The sequence below is a fragment of the Paenibacillus zeirhizosphaerae genome, from assembly GCF_030705605.1.
Taxonomy (GTDB): Bacteria; Bacillota; Bacilli; order Paenibacillales; family Paenibacillaceae; genus Paenibacillus; species Paenibacillus zeirhizosphaerae.
Window position 1 is genome coordinate 116,414 of record NZ_JAPCKK010000006.1, and the last position, 18,560, is coordinate 134,973.

The 18,560-nt window shown below is 50.7% G+C and carries 20 protein-coding genes; 18 read left to right on the forward strand and 2 right to left on the reverse strand.

The window, feature by feature from the left end; all coding sequences use genetic code 11:
* Positions 1-41: 41 nt before the first annotated feature.
* Positions 42-545, forward strand: a complete 504-nt coding sequence (locus tag OIN60_RS03400) for a WapI family immunity protein (RefSeq protein WP_305753473.1) — start codon at positions 42-44, stop codon at positions 543-545.
* A 159-nt stretch (positions 546-704) separates the two neighbouring features.
* Positions 705-1,091, forward strand: coding sequence for a VOC family protein (locus OIN60_RS03405; RefSeq protein ID WP_305753474.1), 387 nt, complete (start codon positions 705-707; stop codon positions 1,089-1,091).
* A gap of 48 nt (positions 1,092-1,139) precedes the next feature.
* On the opposite strand, the gene OIN60_RS03410 is transcribed toward OIN60_RS03405, so the two are convergent.
* Positions 1,140-1,469, reverse strand: a complete 330-nt coding sequence (locus tag OIN60_RS03410) for a hypothetical protein (RefSeq protein WP_305753475.1) — start codon at positions 1,467-1,469, stop codon at positions 1,140-1,142.
* A 213-nt stretch (positions 1,470-1,682) separates the two neighbouring features.
* On the opposite strand from OIN60_RS03410, the gene OIN60_RS03415 reads away from it, so the two are divergent.
* The 16 genes from OIN60_RS03415 to OIN60_RS03490 all read left to right on the forward strand — a co-directional run bounded on the left by OIN60_RS03415 (position 1,683) and on the right by OIN60_RS03490 (position 17,856).
* On the forward strand, positions 1,683-3,440 hold the full coding sequence (locus tag OIN60_RS03415; RefSeq protein WP_305753476.1) for a sensor histidine kinase: 1,758 nt from the start codon (positions 1,683-1,685) through the stop codon (positions 3,438-3,440).
* Between the two features lies 1 nt (position 3,441).
* Positions 3,442-4,242 (forward strand): response regulator transcription factor, encoded by an 801-nt coding sequence (locus tag OIN60_RS03420; protein WP_305753477.1) that lies wholly within the window; start codon positions 3,442-3,444, stop codon positions 4,240-4,242.
* 114 nt (positions 4,243-4,356) lie between these two features.
* Positions 4,357-5,685 (forward strand): extracellular solute-binding protein, encoded by a 1,329-nt coding sequence (locus OIN60_RS03425; RefSeq protein WP_305753478.1) that lies wholly within the window; start codon positions 4,357-4,359, stop codon positions 5,683-5,685.
* 31 nt (positions 5,686-5,716) lie between these two features.
* Positions 5,717-6,598, forward strand: a complete 882-nt coding sequence (locus tag OIN60_RS03430) for a carbohydrate ABC transporter permease (protein ID WP_305753479.1) — start codon at positions 5,717-5,719, stop codon at positions 6,596-6,598.
* Positions 6,599-6,629: 31 nt separating this feature from the next.
* Positions 6,630-7,517, forward strand: coding sequence for a carbohydrate ABC transporter permease (locus tag OIN60_RS03435; protein WP_370872362.1), 888 nt, complete (start codon positions 6,630-6,632; stop codon positions 7,515-7,517).
* A gap of 260 nt (positions 7,518-7,777) precedes the next feature.
* The gene (locus OIN60_RS03440) at positions 7,778-8,098 is read left to right on the forward strand and encodes a PadR family transcriptional regulator (protein ID WP_305753480.1); all 321 of its coding nucleotides are present in this window, start codon (positions 7,778-7,780) and stop codon (positions 8,096-8,098) included.
* Between the two features lie 71 nt (positions 8,099-8,169).
* Positions 8,170-8,511 carry a DUF1048 domain-containing protein gene (locus OIN60_RS03445; protein WP_028402823.1) on the forward strand — a complete coding sequence of 114 codons (342 nt, stop codon included), beginning with the start codon at positions 8,170-8,172 and terminating at the stop codon, positions 8,509-8,511.
* A gap of 236 nt (positions 8,512-8,747) precedes the next feature.
* Complete coding sequence (locus OIN60_RS03450) at positions 8,748-9,509, forward strand: ABC transporter ATP-binding protein (RefSeq protein ID WP_305753481.1); 762 nt, start codon at positions 8,748-8,750, stop codon at positions 9,507-9,509.
* Entirely contained in the window at positions 9,510-10,259 is a 750-nt protein-coding gene (locus OIN60_RS03455) for an ABC transporter permease (protein WP_305753482.1), read from the forward strand.
* A gap of 74 nt (positions 10,260-10,333) precedes the next feature.
* On the forward strand, positions 10,334-11,563 hold the full coding sequence (locus OIN60_RS03460) for a serine hydrolase domain-containing protein (protein ID WP_370872367.1): 1,230 nt from the start codon (positions 10,334-10,336) through the stop codon (positions 11,561-11,563).
* A 147-nt stretch (positions 11,564-11,710) separates the two neighbouring features.
* A complete protein-coding gene (locus tag OIN60_RS03465) occupies positions 11,711-12,214 on the forward strand; it encodes a MarR family winged helix-turn-helix transcriptional regulator (RefSeq protein WP_305753484.1) in 504 nt (167 codons plus the stop codon).
* A gap of 74 nt (positions 12,215-12,288) precedes the next feature.
* Complete coding sequence (locus tag OIN60_RS03470) at positions 12,289-13,638, forward strand: HlyD family secretion protein (RefSeq protein WP_305753485.1); 1,350 nt, start codon at positions 12,289-12,291, stop codon at positions 13,636-13,638.
* Entirely contained in the window at positions 13,622-14,806 is a 1,185-nt protein-coding gene (locus OIN60_RS03475; RefSeq protein WP_305753486.1) for an ABC transporter permease, read from the forward strand. Before OIN60_RS03470 ends, OIN60_RS03475 begins: the two co-directional genes overlap by 17 nt.
* A gap of 205 nt (positions 14,807-15,011) precedes the next feature.
* The gene (gene desA, locus OIN60_RS03480) at positions 15,012-16,067 is read left to right on the forward strand and encodes a Delta(5) desaturase DesA (protein WP_305753487.1); all 1,056 of its coding nucleotides are present in this window, start codon (positions 15,012-15,014) and stop codon (positions 16,065-16,067) included.
* A 56-nt stretch (positions 16,068-16,123) separates the two neighbouring features.
* Positions 16,124-17,257 carry a sensor histidine kinase gene (locus OIN60_RS03485; protein ID WP_305753488.1) on the forward strand — a complete coding sequence of 378 codons (1,134 nt, stop codon included), beginning with the start codon at positions 16,124-16,126 and terminating at the stop codon, positions 17,255-17,257.
* Entirely contained in the window at positions 17,257-17,856 is a 600-nt protein-coding gene (locus OIN60_RS03490; protein ID WP_305753543.1) for a response regulator transcription factor, read from the forward strand. The genes OIN60_RS03485 and OIN60_RS03490 overlap by 1 nt, the downstream gene beginning before the upstream one ends.
* Positions 17,857-18,122: 266 nt before the next feature.
* On the opposite strand, the gene OIN60_RS03495 is transcribed toward OIN60_RS03490, so the two are convergent.
* Positions 18,123-18,551, reverse strand: coding sequence for a MarR family winged helix-turn-helix transcriptional regulator (locus OIN60_RS03495; RefSeq protein WP_305753489.1), 429 nt, complete (start codon positions 18,549-18,551; stop codon positions 18,123-18,125).
* Positions 18,552-18,560: the final 9 nt, after the last annotated feature.

Here is an 18,560-nt window from a genome sequence, read left to right on the forward strand (position 1 = left end):
GTTATCTGGTAAGCTTTTGACGTAGAGAGGGGAGGGTTATAATGCTAGGGAAAGAATGGGGAGCCATGCTGGAAAGCTATCCATCTGCCGAACTGGTATCCAGTGACGGAAAGAGCCGGATTATTGTATGCGTTTACAACTATGAAGTGTCTCAAGCAGCATTGAATGCGGCGGCTATCGACTGGCTGATATGCAGGCTGAGGGTTGAATGCCTGGATTTTGCAGGGGAGGTGGACGGTCCTTATCTGGAGAGCGGCAGCATCCTGCGCTGGCAGGCCGAGGCTGAAGTGTTATGCAATACATACCAAGCAACAGGCTGGTTTAGTGCCATTGAACCTGAGCTTGAATTTAAGCTGGAAAGAGACGAATTAAACAGTCAGCAATTCAAGGTTTCCGGTCATCTTACCACAGGGAGAAGGGAGCGAAGCGCTGTTCTTAGTTATGAATTTCTTACCGATGTCCGGTGTTTGCGTAATTTTGTCGAAGGATTGGAGAGACTCTGCGTGTCATTTCCAGCGCGAAACCACCCAACCTCCTCCCCGTAAACCCAGGATAGCGATTACCCGCTACACAGTGGATTCCCAGAAAATACCGGTTTTCCGTCAATCGAGAAAGCGAAGGCCAGCCAGCAGCCTTGTGCTGGTGGTATAATATCCTAATCGATCGAATTTGTAATGGGACCAAGAAAAATGGGAGGCGCTGAAATGATAGAGTTTGAACGTCTGCATCACGTAAGCTTGGCCGTAAGGGATTTGGAAAGAGCGAGAAGGTTTTATTCGGAGGTGCTGGGCTTCCCGGAGATCGAACGGCCGCCGTTTCGGTCCAAAGGAATCTGGTATGCCGTAGGCGCGGATCAACAGCTTCATCTATTGGAGCATCCACCTGGGGAGACGCTACGCACCAAAGGCATCGATACGACCGATGGCCATTTTGCCGTGTGGGTGAAGAGCCACCGGGAGACCGCTGCATGGCTGGAGAGCAAGGGCATAAACTATGAGGCACGACCTGAAAGTGTGGCCGGTTTTGCCCAGATTTTCATCTTGGACCCGGATCATAATATTATCGAGTTTGGTGCACCGTATAACAGCTAACAGCAGCAAAGGTAGTCATGACCCGCGATTGCAGGTCATGACTACCTTTTATTGTGTCTTTAAACGATTGATCTCCAGCTCATTTTTCGAGGTTTTTAAAAACGTAAACTCAACATCCTTCTGAATGCTATCCAGTTTGGTGTTGATGATTTGCAGCAAAGCTAAGGTATCATCCGGTTGCTTGGGGGCGAGTGAATCCAACTTAGTATGCAAACCACTGATATCTTGCTTCATGTCCGTCATGTCCTGCCGTATACTTGTTATTTCCAGCTTCATATCTGTTATGTCTTGCTTCATATCCGTCATTTCTTGTTTGAGAGGCTTGAGTTTATCGTCTAAAACGGTCTCCAGCATTTTGAGAATTTGCTCTGCTTCCATAGTCGAATCACTCCCTTCAATATATTATAGCAGTCGTTGCTTGAGGGAGGAAGCTGGAATCTCGCTTCATTATGAAGCAGTTTCTTAGTCGTTTAGTGCTACACCTTCAGCTTAAACAACGGGCAAAGTCGGGAGACAATATTTTGTAAACGCTATCACTGATTCTCGTGTATATTTGTTTTGTGTGATAACAGACTTGAGAGGGCGAAGCCGATGCGGGAGAGATGGAAAAGCTTGAATACATTGCGTAATCAAATTTTTATCGGGTTTTTCTTCGTGATGGTGATCATGATCGGTGTGACCGGGGCATTCATTTACAATAGAGTATCCTATGTATTGAAAAATAATGCCGAAGGGCATATCCAGCAGACTGCGGTGCAGGCCAACGGGCGCCTGGATGCTCTGATCGGGCAAATTGACAGCCTGACGGAGCAGGTGGCTAATCAGCAGGCTGTGCAGCAGCTGCTGCTGGAGGAGCTAAACGGCCGTAAGGTCACGTTCAATCAGCGTCAGTCGCTTTTGCAGATTATGTTCAGCTATCAGGCATATATGCCCAGCGTTGGATCGTTAGAGCTGTACGCTGCGGATGGAGGGCTGCTGTTTCCGCTGCGGGAGGGGACCTTGGACAGCCGCATTGCTAGCAGCCATATCGCGGAAGCCAACAGGCAAAAAGGCCGCTTGGTCTGGATCGGCGTCGATCCGGATGACCCGCAGTCGCTGCTTGCTATCCGTCAGGTCAGCTTGCTGGATCGCTGGTTTTCACGCGGCGGATATCTGATTGCCCGTGTGCAGCGCAGCTACTTCCAATTCAATGAACCGGTGTCCGGAAGCAGTGGCAGAGAGTCGATATTGCTTGTGGACAAAGAAGGGCAGCTTGTAGGCAGCGGCCGTTTTCCTGCCGGGGACCTCCTGAGCCTGCTGCATAGCAAGGGCCAGACCGTGGAATTTATGGGCCAAGAGTATGTCAAGGTGGAGCAATATTCGGACAGGACAAATTGGATGCTGCTGGTTCTCACACCCGTGGGTTTTGTAACGGAAGGGCTTTCAATTCTGAAGACCATTATGTGGATATCCGGTGTCATCGGCACGCTGCTGTTTCTGATGATGTCCTTTTTTCTGTCCACCATGATTACCCGTCCGATCAGCCGCCTGATCCGGGCTATGCGCAAGTTCCGTCCCGGTGCGCCCGGGCTGCAGCCGGAATCTCCTGCTGCTGTAGAACTGAAGGAACTGAACCATACCTACAACCGAATGATCACCGATATTAATGAGCTGATCCGGGTGGTATACGAGAAAGAGGTGCTGCGGAGCCGGATAGAGCTGAAGGCTTTGCAAGCGCAAATCCATCCGCATTTCCTGTTCAATACGCTGGAAGCCTTCAATTGGTCACTGCAGGAGAAAGGGGAGGAGGAACTGGCTGGGCTGATGGTATCCCTGTCCAGACTGTTCCGTTATACGATTGATAATCAAGGCAGGGATGAATGGGTGACCCTGCGTGAGGAAACGGAGCACATCAGGCGCTATTTTCAGATTATGGAGATGAGGCTGGGGGACCGGCTGTCATGGCGTATTGAGCTGCCTCCTGAATTGGCTGTGGTGCCTGTTCCCAAGCTGCTCATTCAACCTGTTGTGGAAAATGCAATCCTGCATGGGGTGGAGAGCCGCAGAGGAGATGGAGTGGTGGAGGTTCGCATCGTCCATTCTGTGCGGCAGGGCTGGGCAAGAGTTACCGTAGCGGATAATGGTCCGGGGATGGACCAAGAACGTTGTGAGGCATTATATAAAGCCCTACAGGGAGGACCGGCTGTCTCTGGAAAAGGAACAGGCATGGGCCTGGCGAATGTCCAGCAGCGGCTGAAGCTGTATTATGCAGAAGCGGACGAAAAAGTCGAGGGTCTGCATATCGTCAGCAGGTCCGGTGAGGGCACTGCTGTTTCATTTGAGATTCCTGATACAAAGGGAGGCGATTGACATGGAGCTTGCGGTCAAGACGATATTGGTCGTGGATGACGAGCCGCGAACGCGGCAGGGCATTAAGCAGGCGCTTGAGGCGTCGGGTTCCGGGAACTACTGGGTCGAGACGGCAGAGAACGGGGTAGAGGCCTTGGATAAGCTGCAGCAGCAGTCGTTTCATCTGCTGATCACGGATGTCCGGCTTCCCGAAATCAGCGGCTTGGATCTGATCCGGTCCATGGAGGGCTATGCCCGTAGGCCGGTCATTGTGGTCATTTCAGGTTATGCGGAGTTCGATTATGTGCAGCAGGCCTTGCGTTTGGGAGCCGTCAATTATCTGTTGAAGCCGATTGATAAGCAAGAACTGCTGAAGGCTGTAAGTGAAGCGTTAAGGCTGGAAGAAGAACGTCAGCTTCATGAAAAGCTGGAGAAATTCGTGGATCCTGCGCTGCTGAAGGTTGACAGTAGGCAAGCAGCCCTGAGTCAGCCGGTTAAGGAAGCGCTGGATTATCTGAATAAGCATATGCATGAACCGGTAACCATGGCGGATATGGCGGGGCGGCTCCATCTGAACGCCAGCTATTTCAGCGTGCTTTTCAAGGAACAGACAGGGATGGCCTTCAGTGAGTATATATGCCGGCTGCGGATTCAGCGGGCCAAGGAGCTGCTGCTGCAGACCCGGCTTTCGGTTGCGGAAATTGCAGACCGGGTGGGCTACCGGACGGATAAATATTTTATCAAGGTGTTCAAGGATCTGGAAGCGGTCAGTCCAAGCCGGTACAGACAGCAGATGGCGGACAGTTTGGAAGAAATCCAATAATAGTGGAGTTATTGCCAATAGCTGTGATCTGTAAGCGGCAGCAGCGCGGTGCTACAATGATTTTTGATAGCGGTTACATAAAACTTGTGAACATACACTGGGGAGGATTTGGCGATGTCCAAAAACAAAGTGACTGCAGGGTTTCTCGTCATGCTTGCACTGATACTGGTATTGTCCGGGTGTGGCGGAGCGGGAGGAAATGCCGATGGTGGCGAATCGCAGCAGGGAAGCGGCAGCGGGCAAATTACACTCAACATGATGCATCTATGGCCAGCCGGCAGCTCAGCACAGCAGAATAAGCTGGTCAACCAGATTATCGAACAGTATCAGCAGGAGCATCCGAACGTGGTCATCAAGCAGGAAGTTCTTGAAAACGAGCAGTACAAAAATAAGCTGAAGGTGCTGTCCGCCTCCAACGAACTGCCGGATATCGGCATTACCTGGGCAGCAGGATTCATGGAGCCTTATGTGAAAGGTGGTTTGTTCACACCGCTCGATGACCTGCTTGGCGGGGAACAGCTCAAAGACAAGTTTGTGGCAGGAACAACAGAAGCTTATGCTATGGATGGCAAAACCTATGCACTGCCTATCGAACTGAACATCTCTCCGATTTATTATAACAAGACGATTTTTGAAAAATACAACCTTCAGGTACCCGCCACCTACGATGAATTCAAGCAGGTTGTGCAAACGCTCTCCAGCAATGGGGTCGCACCGATAGCGCTGGGCAATAAAGACCGGTGGACCGGATCGCTGTGGTACATGTATTTGGCTGACCGTATTGCGGGGAATGAAGCGCTGGGAAAAGCGATCGACGGCTCCGGCTCGTTCGACGATCCGGGTCTGATTCAGGCAGCAGCCGAAATTCAAAGCCTGGTGGATATGAATGCATTTAACAAAGGCTTTAACGGATTGTCCAATGATGAGGGCAAGTCGGAGTTTATGAACGGCAAGGCGGCCATGTACCTGATGGGTACGTGGGAGCTGCCGAATTTTACAACCAACCCGGATATTCCACAGGAATTTAAGGACTCTGTCGGTTTCTTCAAATTTCCAACGGTGAACGGCGGCAAAGGGGATGTCAACAGTTGGGTCGGCGGTCCGGGCGTGGGACTGTTCGTGGCTGAAAACTCCAAGGTAAAGGAAGAAGCTAAAGCGTTCGTGGAATATTTTGTGGCAAAATGGGGCGAGCAATCGGTTACGGATGCGGGTGTCATCCCGGCGACCAAAGTGGACACTTCTAAAGGGAATCTGCCGCAGCTGTACGTGGAGCTGCTGAACGAGCTGAACAATGCCAGCAGCATTACGCTATTCGCCGATGTGCAGATGAAGCCGAACGCGGCCCAGGTGCATCTTAACATGATTCAGGCTCTGTTTGGCAAAGCGGTAACACCACCGGAGTTTGCGGCGGAGCACAAGCAGGCGGTGGAGAAAGGAAATTGACGGCAGCCGTAAAGAGAGGAGGACATAAGCTGTGAATAAAGTCATGTCCAATAAATTCATCATCACCTTGTACGTGCTGCCGTCCCTGATTTTGCTGCTGGCTGTGATCTATGTTCCGATCGTGCTGACAGGTTACTACGGACTGAACGAGTGGGATGGTATTGCGCCTATGACTTTTGTTGGGCTGGATAATTACAAGGATTTGCTGACAGATAGCACCTTCTGGCAGAGTGCATATCATTCATTGTTGCTGGCGTTGTTTTCCGGCATTAGCCTGATCGGATATCTGCTGGTCGCTCTGGTGCTGTCAGGGAAAATTAAGGGTGCCAATCTGCTGCGTAAAATATACCTGATTCCGATGCTGCTGTCTTCGGTGGCTATCGCACAGCTATGGATGAAAATTTACCACCCTACCAACGGGGTGCTGAACACGGTGCTGATGTCTGTAGGCATTCAAAATCCGCCGGCTTGGCTGGCGGAGCCCTCGATTGTACTGTTCGCACTGTTCATTCCGATTATCTGGCAGTACGCGGGCTTTTATATCCTGATTTATTATGCTGGACTCAAAAACATCCCGGAAACGCTGATTGAGGCGGCGCGAATTGACGGGGCTACCCCGCTGCAAATTGCGCTGCGCATCAAGCTTCCGCTCGTTAGCGAGGTCATCAAGGTGACCATTGTTTTATCCTTTGTCGGGTCTCTAAAATATTTTGATCTGATTTATGTCATGACAGATGGCGGACCGAATGGGGCCAGCGAAGTGATGGCGTCCTATATGTATCATCAGGCGTTCCGCGGCTTTGATTTCGGTTACGGCAGTGCAGTTGCATTCTTTCTGCTAGTCATCTGCCTTGTCGCGACCTATGTGATCCGCAAGGCGACTGCATCCAAGGATACAATTCAGTATTCTTAACACGAAGCTGGAAAGGAGGGAGGGGCCGTTTATGAAATCAGGAACGATGGCTCCGTATACGCTGCATCGGCGGCTGGGGAGCAGCCGCGGACGATGGGGCCGGACAGGAACGGCACTATTGTACTTGCTTCTCATCGCCGCCGCTGTTCTGCAATTGCTTCCGTTAATATGGCTGCTGATCTTTTCGCTGAAAAACAACCAGGAAGTATTTAATATGCCACCGTTCGCTGTGCCTGCACAGCCGCATTGGAATAATTATGCCAAGGTATGGTCGAATGGCAACATCGGCACTTATTTCATGAACAGTGTCTGGATTACGGTGGTATCGCTTGTGCTCACGGTGCTGCTGGCCAGCTTTGTCACCTTTGCGGTGACGCGTATGAGATGGAAGGGCAGCTCCTTCGTGCTGGGGCTGTTTATGGTCGGGCTTATGATTCCGGTCCATTCTACACTGATTCCATTGTTCAGCATGTTCCAGAAGCTGAATTTAACAGATAATCCGCTATCCGTGATCCTTTCTTACGTAGCCTTCAATTTGCCAACAACGATCATGATTCTGCTCGGGTTTTATTACGCCTTGCCAGGAGAAGTGGAGGAGGCGGCGGTGATGGATGGGTGTTCGGTGAACCGGATGTTTTTCCGGATCGTGCTGCCGATGACGTCCTCGGTGCTGGCAACGACGGCGATCATCAACATGATCTATAATTGGAACGAATTTATTTTTGTGAATACCTTCATCAGCTCGGATCAGTACAAAACGCTGACGGTTGGCGTGCAAAATTTTATCGGCCAATACACGACAGACTGGGGGGCCATCGGCGCCACGCTGATGATCAGCATCCTGCCCATTCTGCTGGTGTTCCTGATCCTGAGTGATCGGATTGTAGAAGGAATTGCTGCTGGTTCGGTTAAAGGTTAATCTAAAAAGTCATGCAGAGCTCTGCCGGTACATAGCTGGCAGAGCTCCTTGCTGTTAACAGGGCCCAACTTAATAAGAAGCGCTTGACAGCCCTGCTACTCGGTGTTACAATGTACATGTAATAAGCAATACTGAATAGTGTGATTCCCCAATGCTATTCAGTAAAAATCCCCCTTAGTACTAGGTTGTACTGAATATAAATCAGACAAAATAGGGGAGGCTCTGAACGTGGAAAAGTTAACCGAAATGAGGCTCTGAACATGGAAAATTTAACTGAAATGCTGAAGGGTTCGCTGGAAGGCTGCGTGCTGGAGATTATCAGCCGCCATGAAACCTATGGCTACGAGATTACCCGCCGCCTGAACGAGCTTGGGTTTACGGAAGTTGTGGAAGGGACGGTCTACACTATTCTCGTGCGATTAGAGAAGAAAAACCTTGTGAACATAGAAAAGAAACCGTCAGATATGGGGCCGCCCCGCAAGTTCTACTCACTGAATGAGGCTGGCCGCCAGGAACTTGAATTGTTTTGGAAAAAGTGGGATTTTGTATCATCAAAAATCAACGTCTTGAAGTCGGTCTAGCTTCATAAGATATTCTGTCCGATATTTTCGTAGTGTCTTGTTCGGCTTTATAAAAAAGGAGGAAGAATAACATGATGGAAATGTTCAAAAAAATGATTGGTGATAAAAAAGAATACAAGATGATGATGGCACGGGTTGAAGCTCTGCCAGAGGACTACCAGTTTGTATTTAAGAAAATTCAAAACTACATGTGGAATTTCTCAGCGGGTGGCGGGATGGATATGCTGCACATACAGTATGAATTAATCGAGTTGTTCGAGGCCGGTGCGGCGGAAGGCAGGCAAGTGCTGGAAATCACTGGGGACGATGTGGCGTCCTTTGCCGACGAGCTAGTGGCAAACGCTAAAACCTATGTCGCCAAGTACCGTGAAGATTTGAATCAGAGTATCATGAAGCGACTGGGAAAAAAATAAATTCAAAAGATCATACCGACTGAATAGCTGGTTACAAATGTGAATGACCACCGTCGCTATTCAGTTTATTTTCAGCCTAGTAATAAGTCATACGTATTATCAGTCAGACTCAATAGAGGAGTATAGGCAATCTAGCTTCGCAAGGCGTCTCGCAAGAAAAACTTCCGCTAAACGCGGTCTGGCTTCTGTGAATGTACGTCAATAGACGTTTTTCTTATAAAGGAGGAAAAAAAAGTATGAGCAATGCAGCGATTTCTGTAAAAGGGTTGAAAAAATCTTTTAAAGACAAGGAAGTCTTAAAAGGGGTGGATTTTGAGGTGCGGCGTGGCGAAATTTTCGCACTGCTGGGCTCCAATGGAGCGGGCAAGACGACGACGGTCAATATCCTCTCGACGCTGATGAAGCCCGATGGCGGCGAAGTGAGTATTTGCGGCTTTGACGTCCAGCGCCAACCGGATCATGTTCGCCAGAACATCAGCCTGACAGGGCAGTTCGCAGCATTAGACGGGATGCTCACCGGGCGGGAAAACCTGATCATGATCGCCAAGCTGCGGGGAGTTTCCAATCCCGCTCAAGTTGCTGATAATCTGCTTGCAAGATTCAGCCTGACCGATGCGGCCAACCGCCGGGCGGATAAGTATTCCGGCGGGATGAAGCGCCGGCTTGACATCGCCATGAGCCTGATCGGGACACCAGCAGTCATTTTTCTCGACGAACCGACGACAGGGCTTGACCCTGAAGCGCGGCTTGAAGTCTGGGATACCGTCAAGGAGCTTGCCGGCGGAGGCACGACCATCTTGCTGACGACTCAGTATCTGGAGGAGGCCGAACAACTGGCGGACCGTATCGCCATCCTGCATGGCGGAAAAATCATCACGACCGGTACCCTTACCGAGCTCAAAGAGATGTTCCCGCCAGCGAAAGTGGAGTACATCGAGAAGCAGCCGACATTGGAGGAAATTTTCCTCGCGATCATCGGCAAAAAGGAGGAGATGTAAATGAAAAGCAAAACAGGAGTATTGCTAGGGCGTTTAATGCGCAACATTATGCGCAGCCCGGATACGATTATCACGGTGGCGATTACGCCGATTATGATGATGCTGCTGTTTGTCTACGTATTTGGCGGAGCCATAGAGACAGGCACGGACAACTATGTCAATTATTTATTGCCGGGAATCTTGCTGATGGCTATCGCATCCGGCGTCGCATACACTTCCGTGCGGTTGTTTACGGATGTAAAGAGCGGGCTGATGGCACGTTTCATTACCATGCCCATCAAGCGCTCGTCGGTATTGTGGGCTCACGTGCTGACCTCGCTTGTTTCCAATGCGCTTACTCTCGTGGTGGTTGTCCTCGTCGCGCTCTTGATCGGCTTCCGTTCCAGTGCTGGTCTCCTGGATTGGCTCGCGGTAGCTGGGATACTCGGGCTGTTTACACTGGCGCTGACATGGCTGGCGGTCATTCCCGGCTTGACAGCCGGGTCTATGGAAGGGGCGACAGCCTACTCGTACCCGCTGATTTTCCTGCCGTTTATCAGCTCGGCCTTTGTCCCCACGGAAACCATGCCTAAAATTGTCCGTGCGTTCGCTGAAAACCAGCCCGTAACTTCCATCGTGAATGCGATTCGTGCTCTCTTGTATGAAGGGTCTGTTGGCAACGAGATCTGGATCGCGCTTGCCTGGTGTGTCGGTATCATGGTCATCGCTTACTTCTTCGCCAATAAACAATTTAAACGCCAGCTAGGGTAAGTACACTATCTTGTAGTTTGAAACAATGAGGCTGATAAAAAAAGTGAAGAGAGGGAAAACAAATGAAAAAGATGATGGAACAAAGCAACAGCGGCTTCTCCGAAGCAGGACTGCGCAAACTGCGTGAGGTGCTGACACGGCATGTCGAGTCCGGGAGGATTCCTGGGCTCGTCGCCCTAGTCAGCCGGCACGGTGAGACACACGTCGAAGCGATCGGCACGATGCGCCATGACGGTGGCGAGCCGATGCGCCGGGACACGATCTTTCGGATGGCCTCGACGTCCAAGCCGGTCGCGGTCGCGGCGGCGATGGTCCTGCTCGACGAATGTAGGCTCCGGCTGGATGACCCGGTGCAGGAGTGGTTGCCCGAACTCGCCGACCGGCAGGTGCTGAGACAGGCCGACGGCCCGCTGGACGATACCGTGCCGGCGCGGCGGCCGATCACTGTGCGGGACCTGCTGACCTCCACGCTCGGGCTCGGACTGGACACGACGGCACCAGGTTCGCCGATGATGCAAAAGATCTTCGAGCAGGGGCTCTACGCCCAGGGAGAGCTGGCGGCGCCAAATCCGGATGAGTGGATGCGCCGCCTGGGTACTCTCCCCCTGATGTACCAGCCTGGAGAGCGGTGGCTGTACAACATCGGCGACGACGTGCTTGGCGTGCTCGTCGCCAGGGTCACCGGCAAGTCGTTCGAGACGTTTCTGCGGGAACGCATCTTCGATCCGCTGGGCATGAAGGACACTGGCTTCCACGTGCCCGCCGCCAAGATCGATCGGCTGCCGCCCCTCTACGCCCCCGATCCACAGACCGGGGAGTTCAACGTGTGGGATGAGGCCGCAAGCGGACGGCACAGCGAACCTCCGGCGTTCCAGTCAGGCGGCGGCGGACTTTCCTCCACCGTCGACGACTACCACGCTTACTTCCGGATGCTGCTGAATCACGGAATGCATGGGACTGAGCGAATCCTGTCCCGGGCCGCCGTCGAACTGATGACCACCAACCGCCTTACGCCCGGGCAACAAGCCGCCCGAGACGCTTGGGCCCGCAACATCGTCCATTTGGCGTACGGCACTGGGCAGCACGGCGGCTGGGGCTTCGGGATGGCGGTGCGTACTTATCGTGGTGACTACGCGCCCATCGGCCAGTTCGGCTGGGACGGTGGAGCCGGCACCTCGACCTACGCCGACCCGGACAAACAGCTCATCGGAATCCTGCTCACCCAGGTCGGGATGTCCACTGCGGATTCGGCGCGAGTGATCCACGACTTCTGGACCACGGTTTACCAAGCAATCGAAGACTGACACCGTGTGATTTCTTCCTTTCCTGTGTACAAAACAGACCGATTCGAAATAGATATCGGTCTGTTTTTGTATGAGAAATTTATCTTGACCAGAAATAGTTCGAGGTCGTATTATAAGATGGCGAATATTTTTGGAGGGAGTGTGGAAATGGGCTTTTTCAGCGAGGATGAAAGGAAGGTGCGAATGCGGAAGCTTTCGGAGCTTTTTCCGCAATTAGAACTGGATTCTCTTCGAACCTTGATTACTTTCCTGCACACGTCTCATGAAGTGTATAATGCCATAAGCGGCAAATTGTCCGGGTACGGCCTTTCGGTTGGGAAGTTGAAGATTGTGATGCCTTTGTTCGTGCATGCCTGCTCCTTGACCCCATCTGAGCTGGCTCATTACTCGGGAGTGACGCGTTCCACTATGACCAGCATGATTGACGGTCTTGAGCGTGACGGGATCATAAAACGTGCAAGCCTGGATGACCGCAGAATGACAGCCATTCACCTGACCGAGAAAGGCAGAGAGATCATGAATGCCACGCTGCCTGAGTATGCTGTGTCTATTTCAGATATGATGCGGGACTTTACAGCGGAAGATCATGAGCTGTTCATTGGACTTTTGCAAAAGCTTACCAGCGGATTAGAGCGGTTCAAAGATAGTTGAACGGCTTCTTTCCTTCCAATAGTTCGACGTCGTACTATATGTGGGCGTACAACCATTTTAAAAGGAGAATTGATATGTTGAAGAAGGTTATCCCTTATCTTCTGCTGGTTATTGCCCTGGGCACCGGCGGAATATTAATGGCTATGAGCGGCAAGGATGCAGTATCTATGGCTGCACGGGAGAAAGACACGCTGCTCGCCGCAGATACGGTGAACGCTTCTTTTCAGGGCGTCGGAGGCAAGGTTAGCTCCATCAACGTCAAGGAAGAGCAGCAGGTCAAAAAGGGAGACGTGCTCATGACCCTGGATCCTGTGGATAAGGATCTTGAAATTGAGAAACTGAAATCGCAAATTGCCCAGATGGACGTGCAAATTGCTCAAGCCAAGGATTCGCTGGACATCCAGGCAGATAAGATCACAGAGTCGGAAAAGCAGGCGCAGCTCGATATTCAGGCTGCGCAGACTGCCGAAAGCAAGGTAAAGAAAGGGGCACGGGCTGAGGATATTCAGCAGCAGCAACTGGCGATTGCTTCTGCAAAGCAATCCGCAGAGAACGCTTTGACGGCTGTTGAGACAGCCAAGCAAAACGTGGGAATTGCCAAGAAGGCGGTAACTACGCGTCAGAAGGCACTCGAATTGGCCCGTGAAAATTACACCCGAATTAAAGCCTTGAAGGACAGCGGTATTTCCACTCAAGCCGAGCTGGATAAAGCACAAAATGATCTTGATTCCGCAGAAATTGCTTTTGAAACGGCGCAGGATCAAGTCGATATCGCAAAACAGTCGGTGATTACGGCTTCCAACCAAGCGGACATCGCCAGAAATGCGGTTGCACAGCAGCAGACGGCTTTGGAGAAAATGCTGGCCGGGGCTACAGCCGAAGAACGTGAGCAAGCCCGCGTTCAGACCGAAAAAGCGAAGGAAGCGTTGACCCAGACGTCCCAATCCAGAGAAGAGGTTGAGAACGGCGAATACAATGTTAATCTGCTGACCAAACAGAAGGAGGCCCTGCAGGTTCAACTTAAAGCATTGCAGTTGCAGCGTGACCGCACCGTATTGAAGTCCCCTGTAGACGGCAAGGTGACACGCGTTGTTCCCAAGCTTGGGGAAAATGTATCCGCAGGTGCTACGGTCATTATGATCGAAACGGACGATTTGTACTATGATCTGTATGTGGGGGAAGAGGCTGTTGCCAAGTTCCTGGCTGGGTCCAAGGTAAATTCCCGTATTGTGGCCTTGAACCGGGATGTTGAGGGTGAAGTAGAGTACGTAACTTCCGCCCCGCAATATACCAATATGAGAATGAGCCGTGATAAAGGACAATCGGATATCAGCTCATTTCAAGTCCGTGTCCGGGTGCCGCGCACAGAAGGGCTGCTTCCTGGAATGACGGTGGAGGTACAAACGGATGAAAGCACTGATTGATGAATGGAAGCATATGATCAGCGGCAAGACCGTTTTTATCCTGCTGCTTGCACCGATTATCGTTTCAGTGGTCTTCGGTTATGTCTTTAAGAACAACCAAATCAATGAAGCGCCGGTGGCGATTATCGATCAAGATCACAGCTCCTATAGCAGCCAGTTGATTAACAAGTTGGACGCCTCTCAATATGTGAATGTAAAAAGCGTATACGAGAATAACGTTGATCCGAATATGCTGCTGTATAATGAAAAATATTTCGCAGTGATCTATCTTCCTTCCGGCATGGAAGCAAACAGAATGCAGGGGAAACAAAGCAATATCGGTTTCTATGTGGATAATACGGTTTCACAAGCTACAGGAAATTTGCGGACCGGCGTTACGGAAGTGATCACGGCTGAAAATGCCACGTTAGCCGCTGGGAGTCTGAAAGCATCTGGCCTGACCGACGGTCAGATCTCGGGCATGACCTCCAATATGGTGGTCCAGCAACGACTGTTGTATAATCCGACTAATAGCACCATGATGAGCTCTGTCTTGGGATTTGTGAATACGGTCATGTTGTCCCTGATCGCTGGTGCCGCGTTGTCTATCATTCCCCGTCTTCGGGTTGAAGGACGGCTGCAAGAGGAAATGCAGAATCCCATGGGAATTCTGCTGCGAGTACTGCCGTATGCTTTGGTCGGATGCATCTCTTTCTTTCTGTCCATCGGACTGCTTAAGCAGGTTGGCGGACTCAGGTTTGAAGCAGGGATGCTGCAAATGTTAATTCCATTTATGCTGTATACGACAACGCTTAGTTTGTTCGCTATGGTGATCGGCTGGACGGCTCCCAATCCGGATAAAGCTTCCGGCAGAATCATGCTGCTGATGATGCCTTCCTTCCTGCTGAGCGGTGCCCAACTGCCGGTCGCCATGCTTCCTGGCCCGCTGCAGGTTGTCGGCCACATTCTGCCCTTGACCTGGCATTTCAAGTTTCTGCGTGGTATGGGATTCAGAGGCGGCGAGCTGCGCTACTTTATTCCGGAGCTGGGGGGCATCCTCATATTAATGAGCGTCTTTGCGGCAATCATCTTCATATTAATGGTTATCGAAAAAAGAAAGCTGAGCAAAATGGAAGCGAAAGAGGCAGAGGTACCTGTACCTCAGCAGCAGACGTTGGCTCATTCGTGAAGAAGACGGCAGGTCAAGGAGAGATTCCTTGCCTGCCGTTTTGGTTTGTATAACCGTTCATCATATGACATTTGTCATACTCCTGTATTGACGTTTGCGACTACCCCTGCCGGATGCTTTTATCTATGATGGTTACAGAGAGCATAGAGTGCATCCGATTGTTTGAAACGGCAGCACTTGCGTCAATATGGAGGAGGAACAACATATGAGCCGAAATGACATCCTGTCCAGTCTGAAAAAGAAAGTTGCGCCGTATGAACAAATTAATGAAAAGTCGAGTTTATTCCAGCTTGTCAACACCCTGGTACCGTTGATTGCACTTTGGTACGCGGCTTATTTAAGCCTTGCCGTATCCTACTGGCTCACACTTCCCATTACAATTCTCGCATCCGGTTTTGTTGTACGTACGTTCATCATATTTCACGACTGCGGTCATCAGTCCTTCTTCAAAAGCCGGCGTGCCAATGACATTTTAGGTACCATAACAGGTGTTATTACACTTTGTCCATATATACAATGGAAGAACACGCATGCGATTCATCATGCGACGAGCAGCAACCTGGATAAGAGAGGAACGGGAGACATGTGGGTTCTCACGGTGGAGGAATATGCGCAGGCTTCCTTCTGGACACGTGCGGCATACCGTGTGTACCGGAATCCGTTTACCATGTTCGTCGCCGGGCCAATCTATGTGTTTCTGTTTTCATACCGGTTTAACCGAAAAGGGGCTAAACGCAAAGAGAAATTGAACACCTACCTTACTAATATTTCTATTGTTACTTTATACGCCCTGTTATGCTGGGCTGTCGGTTGGCAGGCCTTCGTGCTGATACAGGCACCGATCTTTTTTGTCTCCGGCATGCTGGGCATTTGGCTGTTTTACGTGCAGCATCAGTTTGAGGAATCGTATTTTGAGCATGATGAAGAATGGAGCTATGTGAACGCGGCAGTGGAAGGAAGCTCTTACTATAAGCTGCCGAAGCCTCTGCAGTGGATCACGGGCAATATCGGCTTCCATCATGTTCACCATTTGAGTCCGAAAGTGCCGAATTACAACCTGGAAAAGGCCCATAATGCCACGCCCCCGCTGCAGAAAGCGACGACCATCACCATTGGGACAAGTCTGAAATCACTTCGGTTCCGGCTATGGGATGAGGAGCGGAAGGCCTTTGTAGGCTACAGCAGTGTGAAGCGGAAAGTACGCCTTCCCGATGCCGCCGCCAACCGGTTAATCACCAAACCCAACGTTCAGGGAAAATAACGTTGCCGCTTTTATTGTGCTAAAATGAAGGCAATGTTAAATAGGGAGATACAGCGATGCAAAAATGGTACCAAATTTTTCACCGCAGCACGGGGCTCAGCCCTTATATATGGGTTGTCCTGTACATTCTCCCTTTCTATTTTATCTTTCGTTCGTCCTCTACGTATCAGGTCATACTGGGCTGTATTATGATCATCGCTTTCTTAGCTTTCTATGTTCTGTCTTTTCTGTCCAAGGGCTGGCTCGTGTACTTCTGGACAAGCATGCAGCTTCTGATTTCCATTACGATGACGCTGTTGTTCGGATATGTATATTTTTCACTCTTTCTGGCGTTTTTTATCGGAAATATCCGCAATAGAGCCGGTTTTGTCACGTTATACACGATTCATCTTGTCACGACCATTGCCACGATCAATTACGGATTTGTCTCACAGAATCCGGTATTCATTTCACAGTTGCCCTTCGTTCTGGTCAGTACCCTTGGCGTGATTCTGCTGCCGGTCACCACGTATAACCGCAATAAAAGCGACCTCCTGCTGGGAGAGCTGAATAACGCGAACAAAAAAATTTCCGAGCTTGTTAAGCTGGAGGAGCGTCAGCGAATTGCCAGGGATTTGCATGATACGATTGGCCAGAAGCTGTCTTTGATCGGGCTCAAGAGCGACCTGGCGGGCAAGCTGATCACTCAGGATGCGGAACGTGCCAGGGCTGAAATCGAGGATGTGCGTCAGACGGCCAGAAGTGTATTGAAGGAAGTGCGAGAAATGGTTACCGAGATGCGGGGAACCAGGCTGGAGGATGAAATATTCCGCATCCGTCCAATACTGATGGCGGCTCATATTACTCTTATTGTAGAGGGGGATCCTCATCTGGAAAATGTATCCCTTTTGAATGAGAATGTGCTGAGCATGTGTGTCAGGGAAGCGGTGACGAATATAGTCAAGCACAGCAGTGCGAGCACTTGTTACGTCAAAATCGAGCCGTCCAGAACCGAACTGACATTAACGGTGGAAGACAACGGAACAGGCATCCCGAAGGAGACGGCTTATTTCCGGGGAAATGGTCTGCGCGGGATGAGAGAGCGCCTTGAGTTTGTAAACGGGAGTTTGGATATCCGTTCAGACAACGGCACAAGGCTGACGATACGGGTTCCCAATGTTCTGGTGCAGCCGGTAAAGGAGACTGAATGATGATCACGATTGTAATCGCCGAAGACCAGCGAATGCTGCTAGGGGCCCTGGCTTCCCTGCTGGACTTGGAAGAGGATATGAAGGTTGTCGGCCAAGCAGGAAACGGTGAAGAAGCCGTACAGCTGGTGCGTCTTCACCAGCCGGATGTGTGCATTATGGATATCGAGATGCCGCTCAAAAGCGGTCTGGAGGCTGCCGAGGAACTGAAGGGGTTTGGCTGTAAGGTACTGATTCTGACAACCTTTGCACGCCCCGGTTACTTTGAACGGGCCTTGAAGGCAGGCGCACACGGCTACCTGTTGAAGGACAGCCCCAGCGAGGAGCTGGCTTCCTCGATCCGCAGCATTATGGCCGGACGAAGAATATACGCCCCCGAGCTGGTGGACGGGGCATTTGGCGAAGAGAACCCGTTAACCGAAAGGGAGAAGGAAGTACTGCTGCTGATTGCCGAGGGCAAGACAACTAAAGAAATTGCCGGCGAGTTGTTTCTGACGGCAGGCACGGTCCGCAATTATATTTCCGTCATTCTCGACAAGCTTAATGTCAGCAACCGCATTGAAGCCATTACCCGCTTTAAGGAGAATGGCTGGTTTAAATAAAAAACGGGAATGTCTCCCAAGATCCATGGATCGATCAGGGATGCTGGGAGACGCTCCGAGAACGAAGCATTCCTGCAATCGCTGTTGACCCTCCGGGCCAAAGGCGAACGCTGCGCTTTTACGGAATTGCTTCGTTCTCTCCGCTATTGCGTGCATTTCCCTACCGAAAAAGTCTCTTGCGAGACATTAGAGAACACGAAAAATCTTGAAAAAGAAGCTATGTCCCTCTCATTATGATGTGGGGGCATGGCTTTTTTCGTACCTTTTCAATAAAACACCTTATGATGAAGGAGATCAAGCGCACGTTGAATCTCCTTCAGTTCCTCCTCCGAAACCTCTTTTATTCGCTCCGCAAATCGGGATTCAATTTGATCGAAGCTCCTGCGCATCATCGCTTCCCCTTTTTCGGAGAGGCGGATTACCTGCTTGCGCCGGTCTTCCGCATCGGTATGCTTCTCGCATAGCTGCTTTTCGCTTAACTTTCGCAGCTCGCGGCTTGTATTTGGCATGGACATTTGCGTACATTCACTGATTTCACTGAGTGTCACAGGCTGGCTTACGGTAAGGTATTCCAGAATTTTATATTGAACAGGCGTAATGGTCTCGGATTTCACATCTTTGGTTAGCTCTAGCGTTACTTCATGAACAGCGGTCGTGAAGGCCACAAATTTTTGAAACAGAGAGCTTTTATCCATAAAATCACC

Excerpts from the sequence above, each read along its gene's own strand:
- OIN60_RS03400 (WP_305753473.1), top strand. The coding sequence starts at position 42 with ATGCTAGGGAAAGAATGGGGAGCCATGCTGGAAAGCTATCCATCTGCC.
- OIN60_RS03405 (WP_305753474.1), top strand. The coding sequence starts at position 705 with ATGATAGAGTTTGAACGTCTGCATCACGTAAGCTTGGCCGTAAGGGAT.
- OIN60_RS03410 (WP_305753475.1), bottom strand. The coding sequence starts at position 1,469 with ATGGAAGCAGAGCAAATTCTCAAAATGCTGGAGACCGTTTTAGACGAT.
- OIN60_RS03415 (WP_305753476.1), top strand. The coding sequence starts at position 1,683 with ATGCGGGAGAGATGGAAAAGCTTGAATACATTGCGTAATCAAATTTTT.
- OIN60_RS03420 (WP_305753477.1), top strand. The coding sequence starts at position 3,442 with ATGGAGCTTGCGGTCAAGACGATATTGGTCGTGGATGACGAGCCGCGA.
- OIN60_RS03425 (WP_305753478.1), top strand. The coding sequence starts at position 4,357 with ATGTCCAAAAACAAAGTGACTGCAGGGTTTCTCGTCATGCTTGCACTG.
- OIN60_RS03435 (WP_370872362.1), top strand. The coding sequence starts at position 6,630 with ATGAAATCAGGAACGATGGCTCCGTATACGCTGCATCGGCGGCTGGGG.
- OIN60_RS03440 (WP_305753480.1), top strand. The coding sequence starts at position 7,778 with ATGGAAAATTTAACTGAAATGCTGAAGGGTTCGCTGGAAGGCTGCGTG.
- OIN60_RS03445 (WP_028402823.1), top strand. The coding sequence starts at position 8,170 with ATGATGGAAATGTTCAAAAAAATGATTGGTGATAAAAAAGAATACAAG.
- OIN60_RS03450 (WP_305753481.1), top strand. The coding sequence starts at position 8,748 with ATGAGCAATGCAGCGATTTCTGTAAAAGGGTTGAAAAAATCTTTTAAA.
- OIN60_RS03455 (WP_305753482.1), top strand. The coding sequence starts at position 9,510 with ATGAAAAGCAAAACAGGAGTATTGCTAGGGCGTTTAATGCGCAACATT.
- OIN60_RS03460 (WP_370872367.1), top strand. The coding sequence starts at position 10,334 with ATGGAACAAAGCAACAGCGGCTTCTCCGAAGCAGGACTGCGCAAACTG.
- OIN60_RS03465 (WP_305753484.1), top strand. The coding sequence starts at position 11,711 with ATGGGCTTTTTCAGCGAGGATGAAAGGAAGGTGCGAATGCGGAAGCTT.
- OIN60_RS03470 (WP_305753485.1), top strand. The coding sequence starts at position 12,289 with ATGTTGAAGAAGGTTATCCCTTATCTTCTGCTGGTTATTGCCCTGGGC.
- OIN60_RS03475 (WP_305753486.1), top strand. The coding sequence starts at position 13,622 with ATGAAAGCACTGATTGATGAATGGAAGCATATGATCAGCGGCAAGACC.
- desA (WP_305753487.1), top strand. The coding sequence starts at position 15,012 with ATGAGCCGAAATGACATCCTGTCCAGTCTGAAAAAGAAAGTTGCGCCG.
- OIN60_RS03485 (WP_305753488.1), top strand. The coding sequence starts at position 16,124 with ATGCAAAAATGGTACCAAATTTTTCACCGCAGCACGGGGCTCAGCCCT.
- OIN60_RS03490 (WP_305753543.1), top strand. The coding sequence starts at position 17,257 with ATGATCACGATTGTAATCGCCGAAGACCAGCGAATGCTGCTAGGGGCC.
- OIN60_RS03495 (WP_305753489.1), bottom strand. The coding sequence starts at position 18,551 with ATGGATAAAAGCTCTCTGTTTCAAAAATTTGTGGCCTTCACGACCGCT.